Below are 17164 nucleotides of genomic sequence, written 5' to 3' on the forward strand. Positions count from 1 at the left end.
TCGGAATGTCTGGATAGGCGGGCCTGTATGAAGGGTCTCATCTTGACATACCCTGTCACATCCATTACTATCTCACTTCTTTCGGTACAATGTTTACAATCGCGTATGTATGTGTCTGTGGTGAAAGAGCCGAAAATAAAGCCCGGAAACTCTTTACGGAGAGTGAGCGTCTTTTTTTGTCCTTGTTCAAGGCTGGGGCAACAGGGGGCGGCTGGTTGGTTTGATTCCTGAGACTCCTGATGGGGGAGGTTGGAATCGGGCCGTGGGGGGACCCGGACCCAAGGGATTTCGGCATCAACCCGGACCGATGATCTTATAATTATAAGGAGATTTTTCATGGCTCAACCCATTTCTGACCGACGGGATGTTGATTTTGTCCTCCATGAACAGATGGAGGTGACGCGGCTGACCGACAACGAGACCTTCGCCGAGTTCAATAAGAAGACCATCGACATGATTGTTTCCGAGGCCCGCTCCTTGGCCATTAAGGAAATTTTGCCCACTCAGGAGCCCGGGGACGCTGGGTGTACCTTCGATGGTGGCAGCGTGACCCTGCCCGAGTGTTACTACCGACCCTGGGCACTTTTTATCGAGGGCGAGTGGCTTGCCATGGCCGATACACCGGAATGGGGCGGCCAGGGGATGCCGAAGACCGTTGCTCTGGCAGCCAACGAATATTTTCTGGGTGCCAACGTGGCTTTTATGCTCTACCACGGCCTGACCCACGGGGCGGCCAAGATGGTGGAGGAGATCGGCAACGAGGCGCAGAAAAAGACCTACCTTAAAAAACTCTATACCGGCGAATGGGCTGGGACCATGCTTCTTACCGAAGCGTGTGCCGGCTCTGATGTGGGAGCTCTTGAGACCACGGCCAAAAAAAATCCCGACGGAACGTATTCCCTGTCCGGCAGTAAGATTTTCATCTCCGGCGGGGAGCACAACATGACCCCGAACATCATTCATCCGGTGCTGGCCCGTATCGAAGGGGCTCCTGCCGGAACACGGGGCATCAGCCTCTTTCTCGTGCCCAAGTACCGTGTGAATGAAGACGGCTCCCTGGGCGAGTTTAACGATGTGGTCTGTACCGGGATCGAGCACAAGATGGGTATCAACGGCAGCGCCACCTGCTCGCTGACCCTGGGGAGCAGCGGCCAATGCATCGGTGAACTTCTGGGAGAAGAGAACAAGGGCATGCGCAATATGTTCATCATGATGAATGACGCCCGTCAGCTGGTCGGCTTCCAGGGGTTTGGCGTGGCCACGGCCAGTTACATGCACGCCCTGGCCTATGCCCGCGATCGTGTTCAAGGGGCCAATCTGGTGAATCCCAAAGAAGGCAGTGTGCCGATTATTCAGCATCCGGATGTGCGTCGTCAGCTCCTGGAGATGAAGGCCAACGTGGATGCCATGCGAAGCCTTATCTATTTTTCCGGTATCTGCCACGACCAGGTGAAACTGGCCGAGGACGAAGAGACCCGCATGGAGTATGCTCAACTTCTTGAGGTGCTGACTCCGGTGATCAAGGGCTACGTCACGGATAAGGCCAACGAGGTGTGCGGCCATGGTGTCCAGATTTATGGTGGTTATGGCTACTGCAGGGATTTTCCTGTGGAGCAGCTTCTGCGGGACAGCCGGATCTTTCAAATCTACGAGGGCACCAATGGCATTCAGGCCATGGACCTTCTGGGACGCAAGGTAGGCATGAACAAAGGCAAGCCGTTTATGGCCTTTCTCGCGCGGATCAAAAAGACCATCGACGAGGCCAAAAAGGTAGAGAGTCTGGCGCCTCTGGCAGGAAAGCTCGAGTCGGTTTATACTCGGTATAACGAGGTGGTGGTGTCCCTTGCCACTGCCGCCATGGGAGCCAAGGTGCAGAGCGCCTTTGCCCAGTCCCATCCTCTGCTGACCGCCACCGGTGACCTGACCTTTGCCTGGCTGCTTCTCTGGCGCGCACTCACCGCGGAAAAAGCCCTGGCCGGAAAGCCCAAGAAGAAGGACCTTTCCTTTTATGACGGCCAGGTGAAGACCTGCGCCTTTTATATCAACAACACCCTTGCTGTGACCCTGGGGCGTCTTGCCGCCATCGAATCCATGGATGATGCGGTGATCGGTATGTCTGAAGAGAGCTTCGGCAGCAAGTAGCACGCCCCTTTTAATGATTCGGTACAGGTAGGACAACGGCTCTCCGAACGGAGGGCCGTTTTTTATGGCGCTGGCGGTTCCAGCAAGGAGCCGGCTGCAAAAGAATACGCCGTAATATCAGGCTCTATGACGAATCGTATTTGCAAAATAATTGAGGGTAGGGTAAGAAAGAAGGCTCCGGATTTGTGGTGGCTTTGTCAAAAACGTCGCACACGCGGGGTCCCGTTCATGACGGCAGCTCGTGGGGTGTTTGCGATAGAACTTTTTTCAAAGGCATTATTCATGGGCGCAGTGGGCGAACGTTTGGGCCTGTCTCTGACGGTTCCCTGGATAAAAAACTGTGTCAACAACAGAAACACAAGGATTGAGCCGGGATCCCGCAAGGGGCTCGGGATGGTATATGACGCAAAAAGTAGTGTTGATTTGTCTTGCCGTTATTTTGGGAAGCTGCAGTTGGGTCAGCGCTGCTGATTCTCTTGAGGAGAAAAATCTCTCCGCCGCATTTGATCACTTCGAAGTGATGGTTCGCGACCACTCCGGGACCCCGGATGCCGAGCACCTGGACACTTTGTTAGCTTTTCTCGATAAAAATACTGAGCCGGGAATCCTCTGGGAAGAGAGCCGGAAGGAAAAAGGGACCGGCGTCGGTGTCGGCTTTTCCGTGCCTTCGTCGCTTCCCCGGTTTATCCAGTATATGTACGACCCGGATATTCCTGTGAGTGCCGTGGTGCCGGGTGTCGTTCGCCTGGTTCGTGAGGCAAAGGGGGCAACCAAGGGCCGTTGCGCTCGTTTTCGTGAAGAGGACGGCGGCGCTCAGGAGCCTATTGTGGTGCGGAGCCGGTACGTCATGGAGATTACCCCGGACAGCAACTCCGGTGCGTATTATGGGTATGACCAGGATGAGTTGACCCTGCTCTCTTCCTGGCATGGGCGGCGGTTTCTTTTGACCGCCTCACGTCAGACGGCCCCGTCTGATGTGGGCAAAAAGGGGTACCCCATGACCACACGGGATGGGGGGACACTCTACTGCTATTCCGGGAAAAAAGGGCTGACCAAGGCGGGCCTTGGATGGGTAGACTCCTATATTTATACCTCTCTTGCCATCACGATCTATCTCGAGACTGCCCCGGGGTCCGATGCCCTGGCGGCGGTCTCTTACAAATGGATCAACGCCGGATGGATGGGTAAGAATATGGTTCGAGCCCATCATATTTCCCATGGTATTCAGCGATTTGCCGAGCACCTGGGGCGCTTTTTAAGCTCGCCTAACATTCCCGATCCCCATGGGTTGGCGGCCCTTGCACGTCGACTCAAGTCCGGCAAGGTCCAGGCTTTAAGGGGGGTCCTCGAAGCTCAGCTTCACGCCCTTTTGAAACCCGGTCAGAAACGCGCCTCCATGATGAATCGGAGGTATGTTGAGGCGCTGGATCGCGAGGAGCTGGTGGCGGGGATTCTCTCCACCCACGTGGAGTCACTGATGTCCGGCGGGGACCCTGGGTTTCTCACCGGCCTTCTGGGGGGGGACGAGCGCCTGGAAGACAACGCGTTGCTGACCGGGCGAAGCGCTTCGGAGGACTCACCGGTCCCGGCAGGCGATCGTCCTGCCTTGAACTGATCATTTATTAAGGATGCATTCCATGACAGATAAGAAGAAGAATGTACGGGCCATCGGGCTCTGCTCCGGAGGCCTGGACAGCATCCTGGCCGGGTTGGTGCTGAAAGAACAGGGGATCGACGTGACGTGGATCTGTTTTGAGACCCCTTTTTTTCCTGCAGACAAGGCACGTAAGGCCTCAGAGATGACAGGGATTCCCCTGATTGTCCGTGAGATTACCGATACCTATTTAGAGATGCTGACGGATCCGCCTTGCGGCTACGGCAAGCACATGAACCCGTGCAGGGACTGCCATGCGTTGATGTTTCGGCTGGCGGGTCAGGTGATGATCGAAGAGGGTTTTCACTTTCTCTTCAGCGGGGAAGTGGCCGGTCAGCGACCCCTTTCTCAGAACAAGCAGGCCATGCGATACGTTGAAAAACGGTCCGGCTTTGACGGGAAGGTGCTCAGGCCTCTTTCGGCCAGGGTCCTTCCAGAAACGGAGATGGAAACCGAGGGGCTGGTAGATCGAGAACGCCTTCTGGCGATACAAGGGCGCTCCCGAAAAGAGCAGATGGCCCTGGCCGAGGCGTACGGCATCACAGAGTACCCGTCACCGGCCGGTGGGTGTCTGCTGACGGATCAAAAGTATTCCGATCGACTTCGGGACCTTTTCGGCAACGGCAAGGCCTATGCCTCCAGCGACCTGCATCTGCTGAAGCAAGGGCGCCACCTTCGGCTTGCTACCGGAGAAAAGGTGATCATCGGCCGTACCCAGGGAGACAATCGGTGGATCATTAAATACCATGATCCGGCGCGTCATCTTCTCATCGATTTAAAGGCCAAAGGCAGCCCAACGGTCCTGGTGGATGTGGACGCCACGGAAGAGACGGTTCAGCTCGGAGCCTCTCTGTGCGCCGGGTATGCCAAGGTGCCGGTGGGAGAGGTCGTTGAGGCCGTGGTCAAAGGGGAGACCGGGCAGCGGGTGATCGCGGTGGCCTCCGTGGATCCGGCCGCCTACAGGGAGTGTATTATCTAACGATTTTTTTTTATGAATTGAGGGCGCGGCTGCTGCCGAAAGCCCCTTTTCCTGCGTGCATGACAGCCCGACCGGAATGCGTTCCGATCGGGCTGTCTGGTTGAGGTCGGGAGGTGGGGACGGTCGGGTTCATTTAATCTTCGGTACGTTCTTTGATCTGGTTGGCGCGAAGTTGACCGCAGGCAGCAGAAATATCCTGCCCCATGCTTTTTCGGACGATGGCGGTGTATCCGGCATTGTGGAGCAGTTGAAGAAAGTGATCCACAACGTCGTCAGTGGGCCGTTTGAAGGGGCTGCCCTCATGCTCGTTGAAGGGGATCAGGTTGATCTTGACCTGCAGGGGGAGGAGCAGCTTGATGAGTCGGGCGGCATCGGCATCGGTGTCGTTGATCTCGCTCATCAGAATGTATTCAATGGTGATTTTTTCCCGCTGGCTCAAGGGATAGGTTCTCAACGCTTCGATCAGGGTTTCGATGGGATAGGTGTCGTTGATCGGCATCAGGAAGCTGCGGGTTTTGTTGTCCGTGGCATTGAGGGAGACGGCCAGGTTTACCGGGCTTTTTTCTCCCAGCTCGGGCAGGCGCCCCACGATGCCGCAGGTGGAGAGGGTGACCCGGCGCGATGAAAAGCGCAGGCCATAGTCTCCATCCGTGATGATGGACAAGGCGGTCAGTACCCGGGGCAGGTTGGCCAGGGGTTCGCCCATGCCCATGAAGACAATATTCTGGAAGGTTTTTTCTGTGTCGGCGGCCCCTTCCGCTCTGGGCAGGTCGTGGAGGACGTCACGTACCTGGTCGACGATCTCTCCTGCCGTGAGGTTTCTTTTGAACCCTCCCTGGGCCGTGAGGCAGAACTTGCATCCCTGGGCGCATCCCACCTGGCTTGAGATACACAAGGTTTTCCGGGCTTTCCCGGGGATCAGGACGGTCTCGGTGAACTCCCCGTCGGAGAGTCGGAACAGATACTTGCGTGTTCCGTCTGAGGATATTTCTACGTTTGCTTTTTCGAGGCGGTTTATGGTAAGGTATTTGACAAGCAATGCCCTTAATTCTTTGCCAAGATCCGTCATCTCCTCAAAGGAGTCGGCCTGACGAATATAGACCCATTTAAAAATCTGACCCGCTCTATAAGGGGCGATTTTATGCTCTTTGAGCCAGGCTTCGAGCTCTTGTCGGGAAAAATCTTTAATATCTCTTTTTTTCATATATTTTCCATGCAAAACGTGTATAATAAGGAGTTTCTTTTTCCTGGTATACCTTTGTCTGGCAAAAATTTCAATGATTTTCATGCGCGGCAGTCGCCACTGATAATGATTTAAGGTTGTATGTTCGATAATTTAACCGAAAAGCTGACCTCGGTCCTTAAAGATCTGAGGGGACACGGGAAACTCACGGAGAAGAACATCGACAGCGCCCTTAAAGAGGTGCGTATGGCGCTTCTTGAGGCGGATGTTCATTATAAGGTGGCCAAGACCTTTGTCGGTGACATCAAGACACTCGCCATGGGCCAGGAGGTGATGGAAAGTCTCACCCCGGGCCAGCAGGTGGTGAAGATTGTCAATGATGCCTTGACCGATCTCATGGGTGAAAGCCACGAAGATCTATCCCTTGCCGGTGAGCATCCGGTTTCTGTGATGTTGACAGGGCTTCAGGGTTCCGGTAAGACAACCACGGCCGGTAAATTGGCACTATATCTTCGTAAAAAGGGCCGGAAACCATTTCTGGTACCTGCGGATGTATATCGGCCCGCGGCCATCGATCAACTGAAAAAATTGGCGTCCCAACTGGATGTGCCCGTCTTCGACTCTGAAGCGGGGATGGACCCGGTTGATATTTGCCGATCGGCTCGGGCAGCGGCACAGCAGCAAGGGTGTGATACCCTGATTCTGGATACCGCGGGCCGGCTTCATGTGGATGAAGCCCTGATGGCTGAGCTGGTTCGGATCAAATCGGAGTTGATGCCTTCGGACATTCTGCTGGTGGCTGATGCCATGACCGGTCAGGATGCCGTGAATATTGCGCAGTCTTTTGACGCAGCATTGGATCTCGGCGGCGTGGTCCTCACGAAGATGGACGGCGACGCAAGAGGGGGGGCAGCCCTCTCAATCAAGGCGGTGACCGGTAAGCCGATTAAGTTTATCGGGACCGGAGAAAAATCGAGTGCTCTGGAACCATTCCATCCCGATCGGATGGCTTCCCGTATTTTGGGGATGGGGGATACCCTGACCCTGATCGAGAAGGCCGCGGAGATGGTGGATGAGAAAAAGGCCCAGGACCTTGAGAAGAAGCTACGTAAAAATCAATTCACTCTGGAAGATTTCAGGGATCAGCTGGTGTCCATCCGTAAGATGGGTTCACTGGGTGATATGCTGAAAATGCTGCCCGGAGTTTCGGGGAATAAACAGCTGGGTAACCTGGACGTGGATGATCGGGAGCTCGTCCGTATTGAAGCCATTATTAATTCCATGACGGCGGAGGAGCGGCGCAAACATGCCATTATTAATGGCAGCCGCAGAAAACGCATTGCCATGGGCAGTGGCACCTCGGTGCAGGACGTGAACAAGCTCTTGAAAAGTTATACTCAGATGATGAAGATGATGAAAAAATTCAATAAAGGGGGTATGCGCTCATTGAAAGGCATGCTTCCGTTTTAGGTGAGGAGATAAAAAAAGCGATGGCAGTAAAGATCCGATTGGCGAGGGGTGGGGCGAAAAAGAAGCCTTTTTACCGTATTGTGGTGGCCGACTCTGAAGCACGACGTGATGGCCGATTTCTTGAAATCGTCGGGACTTATGATCCGCTTAAGGACCCTGCAAAAGTAACCGTTAAGGGAGAACGCGTGGACTACTGGCTTGGCGAAGGTGCCATTCCGACCGACACGGTTCGTGATATCCTGAAAAAGGAAGGCGTACCGGCTTCTGCAAGCTGATTCACGCACTAACCGAATTCTCATATGCCCGGAAGGAGATGCGAGATGAAAGAGCTGATCAACTATATTGCCCAGGCCTTGGTGGACAACCCGGAAGAAGTGGTGGTTTCTGAAGTGGAAGGCAATCAGACGTCTGTTCTCGAGCTGAAGGTGGCCAAAGAGGATTTGGGAAAAGTGATAGGTAAACAGGGACGTACTGCACGTGCAATGAGGACAATTCTCAGTGCAGCATCTGCTAAGGTGAAGAAGAGGACTGTTCTGGAAATTGTCGAGTAAGAGTGATTCGGAAAATAGGCGTATAGCCATCGGTAAGATCGTCGGTACTCACGGGCTGAAAGGCGGGGCGCGAGTCTATTCTTGGGCAGAGTCCATGGACTCCTTCGAGGCAGGCTGTCAGCTCACCGCAGCAACCCCGGGTGGCGATCTTGTGCTGACCGTACAGAGTGCGGCTCCCCATAAAAAGGGGCTGCTTCTCACCTTTAAAGAGGTGGGACATATCAATACCCTCGAACCGTTGGTCGGAAGTGAGCTCTTTGTGGATCGCGCCGACCTGCCGGACCCCGAAGATGGCTCCTATTATTGGGTAGACATCATTGGGCTTCAGGTTGTCACGGTACAGGGGGTGTCTCTTGGGAAGGTGACCTCTATTTTCCCTACGGGAAGCAACGATGTGTATGTGGTTAAGGATGGGAAAAAAGAGATCCTTGTGCCGGCGCTTGCGTCGGTGCTGAAGGAGATCGACCTGGAGAAGGGGACCATGGTGGTGGATCTTCCGGAGGGGTTGTTGTGAAGTTTGTAGTTTTGACAATCTTTCCCGAGATGATCAACCCGTTTCTGGAAAACGGCATGCTTCGGCTGGCTGTGGAACGTGGTCTTATCGATGCCAGGGCATTGAACATCCGTGATTATGCCGATGGAAAGCATAAGGAAACCGATGACAAGCCCTATGGGGGCGGATGCGGAATGGTGATGAAGCCTGAACCGCTTTCCCGCGCTATAGGTGCAGCCTCTGAGATAGCTCCCACCGCGAAGCGAATTCTTTTAACCCCCCAGGGGCGGCCCTTTGATCAGGCCATGGCGCACGAATTTTCGGCGACTGACGGCCTGATTTTTATTTGTGGGCGCTATGAAGGGGTGGATGAGAGAATCTGTCAAGGCATGGTGGATGAAGAGGTGTCCATCGGAGACTACGTGATGACCGGCGGCGAGTTGGCTGCCATGGTGATCATTGATGCGGTGACACGCCTTTTACCCGGTGTGCTGGGGGGAGACGAGTCGGCCGAAAAAGATTCTTTTTCTGGCGGGCTTCTGGAACATGCGCACTACACCAGGCCATCGATTTTTGGAGGCGAGAGTGTCCCGGATGTTTTGATGTCCGGGAATCATGCCAAGATAGAGCGGTGGCGCAGGGAAACTTCCCTCATCCGAACTTTTCTCAAAAGACCGGACCTGCTGGAACAGCGGTCGTTCAGTCGCGAGGAAAAACATGTATTAACCGAATGGTGCAGAAGGATCGAAGAGCTTGTCGGGTGACGGTAACGTAACACAGGCAGAGCTTTATGTGGTTCTGGTTCATCATCCGGTGCGCAGTAAAACCGGTGAGACCATCTGCTCTGCGGTGACTAACCTTGATATCCATGATATTGCGAGGACCTCACGGACTTTCGGTGTCAAAGGGTATTATATTGTGACCACCCTTGAAGACCAGAAGGTGTTGTCAGAGAAGATTATCGCCCATTGGACCACCGGCCGGGGTGGCGAGTTGAACCCTGCACGGAAAGAGGCCCTGGAGTTGGTTAAGATTCGGGGGTCCCTTGAGGACGTGGTGGCGGAGATTCGCAGTAAATCGGGGCAAGCGCCCTGTGTGGTAGCCACGTCAGCCCGGCGAAGCGCCGATGCGCTTACGTGGCAGGCGGGTCGGGAGTGTCTGATGGAAGACCGGCCCATGGTGCTGCTCTTTGGAACAGCATGGGGTGTTACCGATGATGTGATTGCCTCGGCAGATTATGTCCTGGAACCCGTTGAGGGGGGGACGCATTACAACCATCTACCGGTGCGAGCCGCTGTGGCCATCATTTTGGATCGGCTTCTCGGTCGCTAAGGCGGGGGTGGTGTGCCGGTGTTTTCTTCATGATCTATATTGACGCCCTTTGGGATGTCTGATATTGATTACCGGATTTGTTAGATAAAACGGTGACCAATTTTACGTTTGGGAGTAAATAATGAATATAATTGCCAAAATTGAAAAAGAGCAGATGCGCCTCGACGTACCTCACTTTGTGGCCGGTGACACGATTCGGGTTCATGTGAAGATTGTTGAGGGTGAAAAAACCCGTATTCAGGTTTTCGAAGGGGTTGTCGTCAGCAAGAGCAAGGGCGGGGTCAGCGCACATTTTACAGTACGCAAGATCTCTAACGGTGTGGGTGTTGAGAGGGTTTTTCCCCTGCACTCCCCCAGTGTCGACCACGTTGATGTGGTGACCCGAGGTCGTGTTCGTCGCGCTCGTATCTACTACCTCCGCAACCTCCGAGGTAAGGCAGCACGTATCAAAGAGCGTCGCCTTCACTAAACCGATCTGTGGCTGGTCCGGATTGTTTCAATCCGGGCCGTTTGCCATGGAGACATTTTCGAGAAAAGGGCCAGCTTGCATGTGGACCTATGAAAAAAAAGCCGTTTTAAACGGTTTTTTGCGTGTTGCGGGGGTGGATGAGGCCGGCCGCGGGCCCTTGGCCGGGCCGGTTGTGGCTGCGGCCGTGATTCTTCCTTCCGATTTAGACGTCGGCGAGATCAATGACTCCAAAAAGCTCTCGCCCAAAAAGCGGGATCGGCTGTATGATTACATTCAAACCGGGGCTGAGGCCATTGGGGTTGGTGTGATTGATGCGGGCGAGATTGACGCCATCAACATTCTGCAGGCCAGTTTGAAGGCCATGCGCGTTGCGGTGGAGGCCTTGGGGTCTGTCCCGGATTTTCTTCTTGTGGATGGAACCTTTAACGTGCCCATGCCTCTTTCCCAGGAAGCTCTGGTCAAGGGGGACTCCCGGTCTGTTTCTATTGCCTCGGCATCCATTATCGCCAAGGTGGTGAGGGATCGGTTGATGGCGGAGTATGCGGAGCTCTACCCGGAGTACGGATTTGCCGGGCACAAAGGGTACCCCACCAAGGCGCACAAAGAGGCCATTGCTACCTTTGGCCCGACGCCGATTCATCGCAAGACGTTTAAGGGTGTGTCCGAGCACGTGAGGTGACGGAGCTGCCCTGAATCTGTTGCCCGGAGGGACCATGTCGCGTTATCGTATGTGGTTTGGCAGGTGGGGTGAGAGGCGTGCGGCCCGATATTTAAAACGTCGGGGTTACCGGATTCTTGCCAGAAATGCTGTCACCCCTCTGGGGGAGATCGATCTTGTGGCCGAAGATAAAGGCACCCTTGTCTTTGTCGAAGTGAAGTCACGGACGTCTACGCTCTTTGGCCGACCCGAGGACGCTGTTACGAAAACCAAACAGGCCACCCTGGCCCGTGCGGCCCTTTATTGGCTGAAAAGTCACGATGCCCTTGGGAGGCCGGCCCGATTTGATGTGGTGGCCATCCTGGCGGGGCAGGATACCTTTGACGTGCAGGTGATTGAAAATGCCTTTCCCATCCCCATCCGATAAGAAGGACGAAGGTCCTGCTCTCTATATCGTCTCCACTCCCATTGGAAACCTGGAAGACATCACCCTGCGAGCCCTTCGCGTTTTAAAAGAGGTGGCCCTCATTGCTGCCGAAGACACACGCCACACCCGAAAACTTCTTTCTGCCTACGATATTTCCACGCGCATGATGGCTCTTCATGAACACAATGAGCAGGAGCGTTCTGTTCGTGTGGTGGAGAAGGTCCTTGCCGGCGAGAGCGTGGCCCTCGTCACCGATGCGGGGACGCCCTGCATTTCAGATCCCGGTTACCGCCTCGTTTCAGCGGCCTCCCAGGCTGGGGTGCGTGTGATTCCGCTGCCCGGTGCCTCTGCGCTGCTTGCTGGCCTTGCCGCTGCGGGGCTTCCCACCGATGCCTTTCATTACCAGGGGTTTCTTCCCAAAAAGCAGGGCAAACGTCTGGACCTCTTGAAATCCCTTGCGCTGCTTCCTCACACCTTTGTTCTTTATGAGTCCCCTTCTCGGGTTGTGCGTCTCCTGGGAGAGTTGGAATCGCTTATGGGGGATCGTCCGGCTGTCCTTGCCCGCGAGCTGACCAAGCGGCACGAGGAGTTTCTTCGCGGGACCCTCTCAGAGATTGCCGGAGAGCTTGCCGGGCGTCCGGTGGTGAAGGGCGAGTGTACCTTGATGGTGGGTGGTGCACGAGCGGTAGAGGCGCCGCCGGTTTCAGATCTTGATGAAGAGGTGCTGCAGGCGTTGGCCGATTCCGTTGAATCCCCCTCCCGTCTGGCCAAGAGTCTGGCCAAGCGCCTGGGGCTCCCCAAGGGGGAGGTGTATGAAGCGGTGGTACGTCTTTCTGGCGAGGAGCCTCTTTGATGCTGGCCCTGCCAGTGATTTTTTTTTAGCGGTGAATCCTTCCTTTTTTTTCTCTGTTCTCCACTCTTTTCGACTCCACTTTTTTTAAATTCAGCTGCTACCCCGATTTGCCCGAATGAGGGGGCCTGTTGGCTGGGGTCGTCATTGCGGTATGGGGCGGCTGTTTAAATCCGCCATTCAGTGCTCTCCTTTGTTGACATTTCAGTAGTCATTAGTTATAAACGCGGTCCCTGGGAGGAATAAACCTATCGATTAAGGTGGGTTAAGCAAGTGGGTGTTCCCGCCTTCTTCCCGGCGGTTGGGTGTGAGAGATCTCGCAGGCTTGACACGGAGAGGGAACTATTAGACAATAGTCCTTTTTTGCCATGGGCTGGTTTGGGCGTTGTTACTGCGGGTTAAGGCACCATGGGCGGGGTATTTTCTGAGTGTGATGCGTGGCCCGGGTCTTTTCAGGCGAGTGTCTGCGGTGAAATGTCCGGGGGGAGGGCGATATGAAAGTTGATCATTCATTTTTTGAGGAAGTCTCCGCACGGAGTGGGCAGGATCTCTCCAGGTGCTTTCACTGTATGTGTTGCTCGGGCGGTTGTCCGGTGGCCCATGGTATGGACTATTTACCCAATCAGATTCTTCGGATGATTCAACTGGGGATGAGGCAGGAGGTGCTTGAAAGTCGCGCGATCTGGCTTTGTATTGGGTGTTATGCCTGCGTCACCGAGTGCCCCAATCGGGTTCATATTCCGTACATGATGGATGCGCTTCGAGAGATTGCGCTTCATGAGCAGGTCAGGATCGGTGAGCCGGATATTTGGGCTTTTCATCGTGAATTTTTGAAGCAGGTGGGCAAGCGCGGGCGGATTTACGAGCTCGAATTTATGGCGCGGTACAAGCTCGCCACGGGCAATCTGTTTCAGGACGCGGTGATGGGGATGAAGATGTTTCGTCTCGGGCGGCTGGAGCTTCTGCCGAGCAGCGTGAAGCACAAAGAGATCATGAAAAAAATCAGGGAGGCCTGTGATGAGTAACGTCAGGAACACGGGTGAAAAACGACTGCGGCGTGTGCATTACTATCCCGGATGCTCGTTGATGTCCTCGGCTCGGGATTTCGGAACCTCCCTGTTTCAGATGTTTCGTCTTATGGGGACCTGGGTGGAGCCTCTGGAGGACTGGAACTGCTGCGGGGCCTCTCCGGCGCACAGCGTGAATCCAGATTATGCCACTCTCCTTGCCGGCCGGAATATTCTTCTTGCGGAGCGTCAGGGGATCGATGACCTTTACGTGGTCTGTCCCAGTTGTTTTGTGCGACTTCGGACGGCTGAAAAAATTCTCGCCACCGATGCGAGCATGAACGCCAAGCTTGCGAAGGCCTGTGGCCGAGAATACGAAGGCGGGGTGCGTCTGAAGTTTACTCCGGAAATTTTATCCGATGCGCCCAGCGTGTTTGAAAAGGCTGTGGTGAACCCTCTGGCGGGGCTTCGCGGCGTGCTTTATTTCGGATGTCTCCTGACTCGGCCGGAGTGGATCACCGGGTTTGATATCCGTCCCTACGAAAAGAAGCTGAAGAAGCTGGTGAATGTCCTCGACGTGGAGACTCTGGACTGGAGTCACAGCAAGCAGTGCTGCGGATCCCATCTGGCGGTGACCAAGCCCGATATGGTGGACGGTATGGTGGACAGGATCCGGGATCACGCCCGGCGGGCCGGAGCCAACTGTATCATCGCCTTTTGTCCCCTGTGCCAGGTCAATCTGGAACTCCGGGGCAAAGAGGTGGAGCCCCTGCCGGTTTTTTATATTTCGGAATTGATCGGCCTGGCGGCCAAGCTGCCCGGCCACGAGGGCTGGGTGAAAAAACATCTGGTGGATCCGCGCCCTCTGCTGAATTCTTTGGGGCTTGTGTGAGCCTTGGGAGCAACTCTTTCTTGATGAACCGCCTCAGTTTTTTTATAGTGGACAGAAGAAGAGATCGGGTCGAGGGGTCTTCGGGTGAAGGCTCGGGGGATGAGTGCTTCTAATAAGGAAGGGGAGGGTATGGAAAAAAAGGCACATGAACAGGGTGAGGCGTCAGGTGAGGGGGAACGGCATGACTCGTTGCCCCTTCCGGGGATTAATTTTTCCACCTTTGTCTTTTCTCTGAACTCATCGGCGCTGGTGCACTTGGGGCTGATCACGGCTCCCGGTGGGCGTGAAAAGGCGATCAACCTTCCCCTGGCCAAGCAGACCATCGATATCCTGGGGATGTTGGAGGAGAAGACCGCCGGTAACCTCACGGGGGAAGAGACGAACCTGATGTCCAATATGCTTCACGATCTGCGGCTGAGGTACGTTAAGCTGAAGGATCAGGAGAGCTGATGGAGTTGTTGTCGCCGGCCAAGGTCAATCTTTTTCTGCATGTCACGGGTAAGCGGGCGGATGGGTACCACGAGCTCTGTTCCTTGATGTGCGGTATCGGGTTGCATGATCGTGTGGTGCTGGAATCCACCGCGGAGGGGATCTCGCTTCGCTGCACTTATCCCGGAGTCCCTGAGGATGAGACCAATCTGGCGTGGCGAGCGGCCTCTCTGTTTTATCGAGCCACGGGTGTTAAGGGGGGGTGCCGGATCGCTGTCGAGAAGACGATCCCCCCCGGTGCAGGGTTGGGGGGAGGCAGTGGGAATGCGGCTACGGTGCTCAAAGGGCTGAATGCTATTTATGGTGATCCTCTGGGTACGAAAGCGCTTGAGACGCTTGCTTTAGAGTTGGGTGCCGACGTGCCTTTTTTTATTCGGTGTACCCCGTCTCTGGCCACGGGCGTGGGGGAATGTTTGGCACCGATGCCCGCAATTCGCCCGTATCATCTGCTAATTATCTATCCGGGCACGGGGTTATCCACCGTGGCTGTCTATAAAAATCTCAAATTGGGATTGACAAAAAGCGAAAAAAAAATTAAAAGTCGTCTGTTGAATGAAGGGATGATTGATCCCCTCGATCACCTGCATAACGATTTGGAGCCCTCCGCGCAGCTGTTGTCATCAGCCGTCGGGGACGCCAAAGCCGTATTGGAACGTGTGGGTGCTGAAGGCGTGCTGATGTCCGGCAGTGGCTCGTCTGTTTTCGGCCTTTTCGGTGAATCTCAGATGGCAGAGGCGGGTAAAGCGCTTCTGATGCGCCTGAGGGAGGAAAGGCCAGAAAATTATGCCGGGTGGCAGTTGTTTTCGGCCGAATTGTTGTTATAGTTTGAAAATACATTGCAGGGGCGTCGTCAAGTGGTAAGACACTGGATTTTGATTCCAGCATTCGCAGGTTCAAATCCTGCCGCCCCTGCCAAATTTATTGATACCGGCAGTGTTTCCGGGAAAACGGGAATGGAATGAACGATCTTTCCATATTTACGGGGAACTCCAATAAAGAGCTCGCCCAGAAAGTGTCCAAGTATCTGTTTAAAGACCTTGGCAACGCGAAGGTAAATCGCTTCAGCGACGGCGAGATTCAGATAGAAATCGAGGAGAACGTGCGTAAGAAGGATGTGTATATCATCCAGTCCACGTGTTCTCCCGTAAATGACAACCTCATGGAGCTGCTCCTGATGATTGACGCCATGCGTCGTTCATCTGCTTCTCGTATCACGGCCGTCATTCCCTACTTCGGGTATGCCCGTCAGGATAAGAAGGTGGCACCGCGGGTGCCTATCTCCGCCAAGTTGGTAGCCGATCTGCTCACCCACTCCGGAGCATGTCGTATCATCACCATGGACCTCCATGCCGGTCAGATTCAAGGGTTTTTCAATATTCCCGTGGACAACCTCTACGCTGCGCCCATTCTGATTGAACACATCCGTGAAGAATTTATCGGTCATGACCTGGTGATTGTCTCCCCCGATGCCGGTGGGGTAGAACGAGCCCGTGCTTTTGCCAAGCGGTTGGGCTGTGGCCTGGCCATCGTAGACAAGCGTCGGGACCGTCCTAACGAAGCCAAAGCCATGGCCGTTATCGGAGACGTTGCTGGAAAAACAGCAATTATCCTCGATGACATGGTGGACACCGCAGGCACTCTGACGGAAGCCTCCAATGCCATTAGCGAGATGGGAGCTACTGAAGTTCACGCATGCTGTACGCACGCCGTTCTTTCGGGGCCGGCCGTGGGACGCATCGATAAATCGGCGTTGAAGAGTCTTGTTGCAACGGACACCGTTCCCATGAGTGAAGCGGCGATGGCTTGTGAAAAGATTAAGGTTCTTTCCGTTGCCTCTCTGGTCGGCGAGGCCATCATTCGAAGTCATCGAGGTGACTCGGTTACAACGCTGTTTGTGTAATTACACCAAACTAGAAAAATTAAGCAGGTTCTTCAGGAGGATCGATTTGGAACTTTTCGAACTTAAGACAAATATAAGGGAAGGCAGGGGCAAAAACGCTGCTCGCGTTCTCCGTAATGAGGGCCGAGTCCCCGCTGTTGTTTATGGCGACAACTCTGAAACCATCTCTGTTGATGTTCTCGTTTCTGATGTGGAAGAGGCGTTCAAGCTTAGCGAGACCGCTCAGGTGGTTGTGAACCTTAAGGTCGGCGATGCCGAGCCCCAGGTTGCCATCATTCGGGAAGTGCAGACCGATCCCGCTCGAGATGACATGCGTCACGTGGATTTTCAGATCGTTTCCCTTGATAAAAAGATTAAGGCCGTGGCCCCTGTAGAAACGGTTGGCAAGGCTGCTGGTCTTGAAATGGGCGGTCTTCTCCAGGTGATTCGTCGTCAGCTGGATGTTCTTTGTCTGCCCCTTTCTATCCCTACCTCCATCAAGATTGATGTCACCGATCTTAAAATCGGTAAGTCCATTCACGTGGATGAAATCAAGATTGACGGGGTTGAGATTCCCCACAATGTCAACTTTACCGTTGTGACTGTTGTGCGCCCCAAAGGTGCCGCTCTCGATGACGATGAAGAAGGCGAAGGCGAAGCCGAAGAGGCTTAAGCCCTTTCTGTGTCCA

At 54.5% G+C, this 17164-nt stretch carries 20 protein-coding genes and 1 tRNA gene; 20 read left to right on the top strand and 1 reads right to left on the bottom strand.

The window, feature by feature from the left end; all coding sequences use genetic code 11:
- Window positions 1–336: 336 nt before the first annotated feature.
- The 3 genes from Q1Q75_RS08405 to Q1Q75_RS08415 all read left to right on the top strand — a co-directional run bounded on the left by Q1Q75_RS08405 (window position 337) and on the right by Q1Q75_RS08415 (window position 4775).
- Window positions 337–2142, top strand: coding sequence for an acyl-CoA dehydrogenase (locus Q1Q75_RS08405; protein WP_300669221.1), 1806 nt, complete (start codon window positions 337–339; stop codon window positions 2140–2142).
- Between the two features lie 400 nt (window positions 2143–2542).
- On the top strand, window positions 2543–3757 hold the full coding sequence (locus tag Q1Q75_RS08410; protein WP_300669223.1) for a hypothetical protein: 1215 nt from the start codon (window positions 2543–2545) through the stop codon (window positions 3755–3757).
- Window positions 3758–3779: 22 nt separating this feature from the next.
- Complete coding sequence (locus Q1Q75_RS08415; protein ID WP_300669226.1) at window positions 3780–4775, top strand: tRNA 4-thiouridine(8) synthase ThiI; 996 nt, start codon at window positions 3780–3782, stop codon at window positions 4773–4775.
- Between the two features lie 133 nt (window positions 4776–4908).
- Here the strand turns inward: Q1Q75_RS08415 and rlmN are convergent, their stop codons facing one another.
- Window positions 4909–5979 carry a 23S rRNA (adenine(2503)-C(2))-methyltransferase RlmN gene (gene rlmN / locus Q1Q75_RS08420; protein ID WP_300669228.1) on the bottom strand — a complete coding sequence of 357 codons (1071 nt, stop codon included), beginning with the start codon at window positions 5977–5979 and terminating at the stop codon, window positions 4909–4911.
- 120 nt (window positions 5980–6099) lie between these two features.
- Between rlmN and ffh the strand changes: the two genes are divergently transcribed.
- The 17 genes from ffh (at window position 6100) to Q1Q75_RS08505 (ending at window position 17148) form a co-directional block, all read left to right on the top strand.
- Complete coding sequence (gene ffh / locus Q1Q75_RS08425; RefSeq protein ID WP_300669230.1) at window positions 6100–7428, top strand: signal recognition particle protein; 1329 nt, start codon at window positions 6100–6102, stop codon at window positions 7426–7428.
- A 20-nt stretch (window positions 7429–7448) separates the two neighbouring features.
- Window positions 7449–7703 (top strand): 30S ribosomal protein S16, encoded by a 255-nt coding sequence (gene rpsP, locus Q1Q75_RS08430; RefSeq protein WP_300669232.1) that lies wholly within the window; start codon window positions 7449–7451, stop codon window positions 7701–7703.
- 45 nt (window positions 7704–7748) lie between these two features.
- Window positions 7749–7979: a KH domain-containing protein gene (locus Q1Q75_RS08435; protein WP_300669234.1), complete on the top strand. Its 231-nt coding sequence runs from the start codon at window positions 7749–7751 to the stop codon at window positions 7977–7979.
- Entirely contained in the window at window positions 7969–8493 is a 525-nt protein-coding gene (gene rimM, locus Q1Q75_RS08440; RefSeq protein WP_300669236.1) for a ribosome maturation factor RimM, read from the top strand. The genes Q1Q75_RS08435 and rimM overlap by 11 nt, the downstream gene beginning before the upstream one ends.
- Window positions 8490–9236, top strand: coding sequence for a tRNA (guanosine(37)-N1)-methyltransferase TrmD (gene trmD, locus Q1Q75_RS08445; RefSeq protein ID WP_300669238.1), 747 nt, complete (start codon window positions 8490–8492; stop codon window positions 9234–9236). The genes rimM and trmD overlap by 4 nt, the downstream gene beginning before the upstream one ends.
- Window positions 9226–9804 carry an RNA methyltransferase gene (locus Q1Q75_RS08450; RefSeq protein WP_300669240.1) on the top strand — a complete coding sequence of 193 codons (579 nt, stop codon included), beginning with the start codon at window positions 9226–9228 and terminating at the stop codon, window positions 9802–9804. Before trmD ends, Q1Q75_RS08450 begins: the two co-directional genes overlap by 11 nt.
- Window positions 9805–9925: 121 nt before the next feature.
- Window positions 9926–10273 carry a 50S ribosomal protein L19 gene (rplS, locus tag Q1Q75_RS08455; RefSeq protein ID WP_366945182.1) on the top strand — a complete coding sequence of 116 codons (348 nt, stop codon included), beginning with the start codon at window positions 9926–9928 and terminating at the stop codon, window positions 10271–10273.
- A gap of 79 nt (window positions 10274–10352) precedes the next feature.
- Window positions 10353–10952 (top strand): ribonuclease HII, encoded by a 600-nt coding sequence (locus Q1Q75_RS08460; RefSeq protein ID WP_300669242.1) that lies wholly within the window; start codon window positions 10353–10355, stop codon window positions 10950–10952.
- 34 nt (window positions 10953–10986) lie between these two features.
- Entirely contained in the window at window positions 10987–11358 is a 372-nt protein-coding gene (locus Q1Q75_RS08465) for a YraN family protein (RefSeq protein ID WP_300669245.1), read from the top strand.
- The gene (gene rsmI, locus Q1Q75_RS08470; RefSeq protein ID WP_300669247.1) at window positions 11333–12211 is read left to right on the top strand and encodes a 16S rRNA (cytidine(1402)-2'-O)-methyltransferase; all 879 of its coding nucleotides are present in this window, start codon (window positions 11333–11335) and stop codon (window positions 12209–12211) included. Before Q1Q75_RS08465 ends, rsmI begins: the two co-directional genes overlap by 26 nt.
- A gap of 491 nt (window positions 12212–12702) precedes the next feature.
- Entirely contained in the window at window positions 12703–13233 is a 531-nt protein-coding gene (locus tag Q1Q75_RS08475; protein WP_300669250.1) for a 4Fe-4S dicluster domain-containing protein, read from the top strand.
- Window positions 13226–14107: a heterodisulfide reductase-related iron-sulfur binding cluster gene (locus Q1Q75_RS08480; protein WP_300669252.1), complete on the top strand. Its 882-nt coding sequence runs from the start codon at window positions 13226–13228 to the stop codon at window positions 14105–14107. The genes Q1Q75_RS08475 and Q1Q75_RS08480 overlap by 8 nt, the downstream gene beginning before the upstream one ends.
- 129 nt (window positions 14108–14236) lie before the next feature.
- Complete coding sequence (locus Q1Q75_RS08485; protein ID WP_300669254.1) at window positions 14237–14557, top strand: DUF1844 domain-containing protein; 321 nt, start codon at window positions 14237–14239, stop codon at window positions 14555–14557.
- Window positions 14557–15420, top strand: a complete 864-nt coding sequence (gene ispE, locus Q1Q75_RS08490; RefSeq protein WP_300669256.1) for a 4-(cytidine 5'-diphospho)-2-C-methyl-D-erythritol kinase — start codon at window positions 14557–14559, stop codon at window positions 15418–15420. Before Q1Q75_RS08485 ends, ispE begins: the two co-directional genes overlap by 1 nt.
- 16 nt (window positions 15421–15436) lie before the next feature.
- Window positions 15437–15511 (top strand) — tRNA-Gln (locus Q1Q75_RS08495).
- A gap of 43 nt (window positions 15512–15554) precedes the next feature.
- Window positions 15555–16496, top strand: a complete 942-nt coding sequence (locus Q1Q75_RS08500) for a ribose-phosphate pyrophosphokinase (RefSeq protein WP_300669259.1) — start codon at window positions 15555–15557, stop codon at window positions 16494–16496.
- A gap of 46 nt (window positions 16497–16542) precedes the next feature.
- Window positions 16543–17148 (top strand): 50S ribosomal protein L25, encoded by a 606-nt coding sequence (locus Q1Q75_RS08505; RefSeq protein ID WP_300669261.1) that lies wholly within the window; start codon window positions 16543–16545, stop codon window positions 17146–17148.
- Window positions 17149–17164 lie beyond the last annotated feature (16 nt).

Origin of the sequence: Desulfoluna sp. (genome assembly GCF_030145185.1) — a bacterium.
In the GTDB taxonomy this organism is placed as follows: Bacteria; Desulfobacterota; Desulfobacteria; order Desulfobacterales; family Desulfolunaceae; genus Desulfoluna.